We start from the raw sequence: 5,428 nt of genomic DNA on the forward strand, positions 1-5,428 counted from the left end.
CCCAACGTCGGCAAGTCGACGCTGGTCAATCGCATGCTCGGCGAAGATCGGGTGATCGTCTATGACCAGCCAGGTACGACTCGCGACAGTATCTACATTCCCTTCGAACGCAACGAAGAGAAGTACACGTTGATCGACACGGCCGGTGTGCGCAAGCGCGGCAAGATCCACGAGGAAGTCGAGAAGTTCTCGGTGGTCAAGACGCTGCAGGCGATCCAGGACGCCAACGTGGTGATCTTCGTCATGGATGCACGCGAAGGCGTGGTCGACCATGACCTGAACCTGCTGGGCTTCGCCCTGGAAACCGGGCGCGCCATCGTCATCGCGCTGAACAAGTGGGACGGCATGCAGCCCAGCGAGCGCGACTATGTGAAGGTCGAGCTGGAGCGGCGGTTGTTCTTCGTCGACTTCGCCGACATCCACTTCATTTCGGCGCTGCATGGCACCGGCGTGGGTAACTTGTATGCTTCGGTGCAGGCGTCGTTCAAGTCGGCGATCACCCGCTGGCCGACCAGCCGCCTGACCCAGATCCTCGAGGACGCGGTGCAGGAGCACCAGCCGCCAATGGTCAACAGCCGCCGGATCAAGCTGCGCTACGCTCACCTGGGTGGTGCCAACCCGCCGTTGATCGTGATCCACGGCAACCAGGTGGAGAAGGTGCCGAAGTCGTACGTGCGCTATCTGGAAAACACGTATCGCCGCGTGCTCAAGCTGGTCGGTACGCCGATCCGTATCGAGTTCAAGGGTGGCGAGAACCCGTACGAAGGCAACAAGAACACGCTCACCGACCGCCAGGTCAACAAGAAGCGTCGCCTGATGTCGCACCACAAGAAGGCCGACAAGAAGCGCCGCGACAAGCGCTGATACACCGCGGTGGTGCCGGACGCGGCTCGCGCCGCTGCTACAGGGGAATGTGTAACCCGTATCAGCGACGCACGCCGCGTCAACGTTCCATGCGTTCCATCAGGCCCCTCGCAATCCCTGTAGCAGCGGCGCAAGCCGCGTCGACGTCCCATGCGTTCCATCAGGCCCCCCGCAATCCCCGTAGCAGCGGCGCAAGCCGCGTCGGCGTTCCACGCGTTCCATCAGGCCCCCCGCAACCCCTGGAGCAGCGGCGCAAGCCGCGTCGACGCCCCATGCGTTCCATCAGGCCCCCCGCAATCCCTGTAGCAGCGGCGCAAGCCGCGTCGGCGGTGTATGCGGTCTGCCTGCTACACTGGGGAACGTTTTCCCAGGGAGCGGCCCATGATCAGCAGCAAGCTGCCGAATGTCGGCACCACCATCTTTACCACCATGTCCCATCTCGCCGCACAAACCGGCGCCTTGAACCTGTCTCAGGGTTTCCCGGATTTCGACGGTCCGCCTGCCTTGCTCGAAGCCGTCGGGCGGCATGTGCTGGCCGGGCATAACCAATACTCGCCCATGACCGGGCTGCCCGCCCTGCGCGAACAGGTTGCGGCCAAGGTCGAGCGGTTGTATCGACGTCGTGTGGATGCCGAAAGCGAAATCACCATTACCCCCGGCGCCACACAGGCGATTTTCTGCGCAATTCAGGCCACCATTCGCCACGGCGATGAAGTGATCGTGTTCGATCCCTGCTACGACAGCTACGAGCCCGCGGTCGAATTGGCGGGCGGCACGTGCGTGCACGTGCAACTGGATGCTGCGGATTTCAGCATCGACTGGCAGCAACTGGGCCAAGCGATCAACGCGCGTACCCGAATGATCGTGATCAACACGCCGCACAACCCCAGCGGTGCCCTGATCACTGCCTCAGAGCTCGACCGCCTGGCGACCTTGATCGCCGACCGCGACATCTACATCCTCAGCGACGAGGTCTACGAGCACCTGGTGTTCGATGGCGTCGCCCATGCCAGCGTGCTGGCCTGCGAGCGGCTATACAAGCGGGCGTTCGTGGTCAGTTCGTTCGGCAAGACCTATCACGTCACCGGCTGGAAAACCGGCTACGTGATCGCACCGCCCGCGCTGACTCGGGAGCTGCGCAAGGTGCATCAATACGTCAGTTTCTGTGGCGTCACGCCCTTGCAGCATGCCCTGGCCGAGTACATGGCTGAACACCCCGACCACGTGGATGCGTTGCCTGGGTTCTATCAAGGCAAGCGCGATCTGCTCTGCGATCTGCTGACCGATTCGCGGTTCACGTTTGTGCCCACGCCCGGCACCTATTTTCAACTTGTCGACTATTCGGCGATCCGCCCCGACCTCAACGACGTCGACATGGCGCTGTGGCTGACGCGTGAGCATGGCGTAGCCAGCATTCCGGTTTCGGTGTTCTATCGCACGCCGGTTGCGGACCAGCGCCTGGTTCGCTTGTGTTTCGCCAAACGTGAGGAGACGCTGCGCGAGGCAGCCCACAAACTATGCCGAATCTGACGGAAGCACCCCTGGCCGAGCAGGCCCCTGAGCTAAAGATCGCGTTGATCCAGACCCAGTTGGCCTGGCACGACCGCGAGGCCAATCTCGAACACTTCGATACCTTGCTGGAACAAGCCCAGGGCGCCGATCTGGTGGTCTTGCCCGAGATGTTCACCACCGGCTTTTCAATGGAGTCCGAAAGCCTTTGCGAGCCGGAGAACGGGGTGACCCACGACTGGCTGCTGGCGTGGGCCAACAAGCTCGATGCGGTGGTCACCGGCAGCGTGATCGTCCAGGCTGCCGATGGCAGCTACCGCAATCGCCTGCTGTGGGCCTGCCCGGATGGGCGGATGCTGCACTACGACAAGCGTCATCTGTTTCGCATGGCGGGAGAGCACGAACACTACAGCCCCGGCGAGCGGCAAGCGGTGTTCGCCGTGAGGGGCTGGCGCGTGCGTCCGTTGATCTGTTACGACCTGCGTTTTCCGGTGTGGAGCCGAGATGGCGAGGGCACCGACCTGTTGCTGTACACGGCCAACTGGCCGGGCGCGCGGCGCATGCACTGGAACCGCCTGCTGCCGGCCCGTGCGATCGAGAACCTCTGCTACGTGGCGGCGGTGAATCGGGTGGGCACCGACGGCAAGGGCTTTGCCTACACGGGTGACAGCCAGTTGTTGGACTTTCAGGGCGAAACCCTGTTGTGCGCGGGTGAGGCCGACGGCGTGTTTCATGCCAGCCTCGATGCCCAGGCCCTGCACGCCTATCGCAGCAAGTTCCCGGCCCACTTGGACGCTGACGAATACGAGTTGCGCTAGGAACGCTCATACCTGACACACCGCGGTGTGGTTTTCGCGGCCGATGACCGCTCCTACGGGGTAGCGCAGGCATAAAAAAACCGGCCCTGAAGGCCGGTTCCTGTGTGGCTGCCCGTCAGGCAGCTTTCGCTTCCTGCTGGCTCAGCGAGCGATTCAGTGCGCTGAACAGTGCCTTGAAGCTGGCGGTGGTGATGTTTTCATCCACGCCAACACCATGCACCGGACGTCCACCGGCCACACGCAGCTCGATATAGGCCGCGGCCTTGGCGTTGGTGCCAGCGCCAATGGCGTGTTCGTTGTAGTCCATGATCTCGACCGCGACCGGCATGGAGGCCACCAGCGCTTCCAGGGCGCCGTTGCCCTTGCCGCGCCAGTGCTGTGTTTCACCGTCGCTGTGCACTTCCACGTCAACCGCACTGTTGCCGTTCTCTTCCTGCAACCGATGGCTGATCAACGCATAGGGCGTGTTGGCCTGCAGGTACTCCTTGCGCAACAGCGCATAGATCTGCTGAGCGGTCATTTCAAGGCCGAGGCGGTCGGTCTCGCCCTGTACTACCTGGCTGAACTCGATCTGCATGCGCCGCGGCAGGCTGATGCCGTATTCCTGTTCGAGCAGGTAGGTGATGCCACCCTTGCCCGACTGGCTGTTGACGCGGATGACTGCCTCGTAGCTGCGACCGATGTCGGCCGGGTCGATCGGCAGGTAGGGCACTTCCCACACCGTGCCTTCCTTCTGCTGGGTGAAACCCTTGCGAATGGCGTCCTGGTGCGAGCCGGAAAACGCGGTATGGACCAGATCGCCGACATACGGATGACGCGGATGCACCGGCAACTGGTTGCATTCCTCGACCACCTTGCGGATGCCGTCGATGTCGGAGAAGTCCAGCTCGGGATCGACGCCCTGGGTGTACAGGTTCAAGCCAAGGGTCACCAGATCGACGTTGCCGGTCCGCTCGCCGTTGCCGAACAGGCAGCCTTCCACACGATCTGCACCGGCCATCAGGCCCAGTTCGGTGGCGGCCACGCCGGTACCGCGGTCGTTGTGGGTGTGCAGGCTGAGCAGCACGCTGTCGCGACGATTGATGTGACGGCCGAACCATTCGATCTGATCGGCATAGATGTTCGGGGTGGACACTTCCACGGTCGCCGGCAGGTTGAGGATCACCTTGTTCTGCGGAGTGGGGTTCCACACTTCGATCACCGCATCGCAGACTTCCTTGGCGAACTCGAGCTCGGTGGCGCTGAACGTCTCCGGCGAGTACTGGAAGGTCCACTGGGTTTCCGGCTGCTGCGCTGCGTATTTGACGAACAGCTTGGCGGCATTCACTGCGATGTCCTTGACGCCCTGTTTGTCCTGGTTGAAAACGATCTTGCGGAAGGACGGCGAAGTAGCGTTGTACAGGTGAACGATGGCTTTCTTGGCGCCCTTGAGCGATTCGAAGGTGCGCGCGATGAGGTCTTCACGGGCCTGGGTCAGGACCTGAATGGTCGTGTCGTCCGGGATGTGGCCGTCTTCGATCAAGGTGCGCACGAAATCGAAATCGGTCTGCGACGCGGAAGGGAAGGAGGCTTCGATTTCCTTCACGCCCACGGCGACCAGGGTTTTCCAGAAGCGCAGTTTCTTGACCGCATCCATGGGTTCGATCAGTGACTGGTTGCCGTCGCGCAGGTCGGAGCTGCACCAGATGGGCGCGGCGGTGATGGACTTCGACGGCCAGGTGCGATCGGGGAGGTCGATAGTCGGGAACGCGCGGTACTTCTGCGACGGGTCTTTGAGCATGGACATGGTGAAAATCCTTGGTGAGCAGCCTGGGGAAAGGGCCTGCCGGTCATTCGAAAAGGTGAGGGGCGAGGCGACGCGTTTCAGCCAGGCAGTCGTGCACTGACCAGGCAGAGGCTGCGGTGCTGGCGGAGCTGGATGAGGGTATGGGCGGTTTTCATGACCTCAACCCTAACCATTGGGGTGAAAAATGGCAAGGGTATTGAGGAAAATGGTAGGAGAGTTGGCTATCTTGGAGCAGGCGAGATTTTATTGCTGAAGATTTGGAAAGAGGTGCCAGAGATTGCGTGGCTTCAAGGGGCGGCGCAATGCGCTGGGTCGACGGTGCGGCCTTCGCGGGCTGAGCCCGCTCCCACAGGTCAAGCAGTGCTGAGAGGATTTCCGGTGGATCAAGGCTGGAAGGCGTTGATGAAGATTGCCGGATCGACCCGGGCATCGTTCAGGCTGACGTTCCAGT

At 62.1% G+C, this 5,428-nt stretch carries 5 protein-coding genes; 3 read left to right on the plus strand and 2 right to left on the minus strand.

What is annotated here, in order from left to right; genetic code table 11:
- The 3 genes from der to B2V21_RS03570 all read left to right on the plus strand — a co-directional run.
- Window positions 1-864, plus strand: an 864-nt coding sequence (gene der, locus B2V21_RS03560) for a ribosome biogenesis GTPase Der (RefSeq protein WP_286916047.1), incomplete at its 5' end; no start/stop codon positions are given.
- 381 nt (window positions 865-1,245) lie between these two features.
- Window positions 1,246-2,394 carry a pyridoxal phosphate-dependent aminotransferase gene (locus B2V21_RS03565; protein ID WP_286916048.1) on the plus strand — a complete coding sequence of 383 codons (1,149 nt, stop codon included), beginning with the start codon at window positions 1,246-1,248 and terminating at the stop codon, window positions 2,392-2,394.
- Window positions 2,382-3,191 (plus strand): amidohydrolase, encoded by an 810-nt coding sequence (locus B2V21_RS03570; protein ID WP_286916049.1) that lies wholly within the window; start codon window positions 2,382-2,384, stop codon window positions 3,189-3,191. The genes B2V21_RS03565 and B2V21_RS03570 overlap by 13 nt, the downstream gene beginning before the upstream one ends.
- A gap of 115 nt (window positions 3,192-3,306) precedes the next feature.
- On the opposite strand, the gene leuA is transcribed toward B2V21_RS03570, so the two are convergent.
- Complete coding sequence (gene leuA / locus B2V21_RS03575) at window positions 3,307-4,977, minus strand: 2-isopropylmalate synthase (RefSeq protein ID WP_056844997.1); 1,671 nt, start codon at window positions 4,975-4,977, stop codon at window positions 3,307-3,309.
- A gap of 383 nt (window positions 4,978-5,360) precedes the next feature.
- A partial coding sequence (locus B2V21_RS03580; RefSeq protein WP_286916050.1) for a hypothetical protein occupies window positions 5,361-5,428 on the minus strand: 68 nt, incomplete at its 5' end.

Source organism: Pseudomonas sp. UBA6276 (assembly GCF_002438365.1).
In the GTDB taxonomy this organism is placed as follows: domain Bacteria; phylum Pseudomonadota; class Gammaproteobacteria; order Pseudomonadales; family Pseudomonadaceae; genus Aquipseudomonas; species Aquipseudomonas coleopterorum.

What these genes read in the sequence shown, in the direction of transcription:
- B2V21_RS03570 (WP_286916049.1), top strand. Translation starts at nt 2,382, where the DNA reads ATGCCGAATCTGACGGAAGCACCCCTGGCCGAGCAGGCCCCTGAGCTA.
- leuA (WP_056844997.1), bottom strand. Translation starts at nt 4,977, where the DNA reads ATGTCCATGCTCAAAGACCCGTCGCAGAAGTACCGCGCGTTCCCGACT.
- B2V21_RS03565 (WP_286916048.1), top strand. Translation starts at nt 1,246, where the DNA reads ATGATCAGCAGCAAGCTGCCGAATGTCGGCACCACCATCTTTACCACC.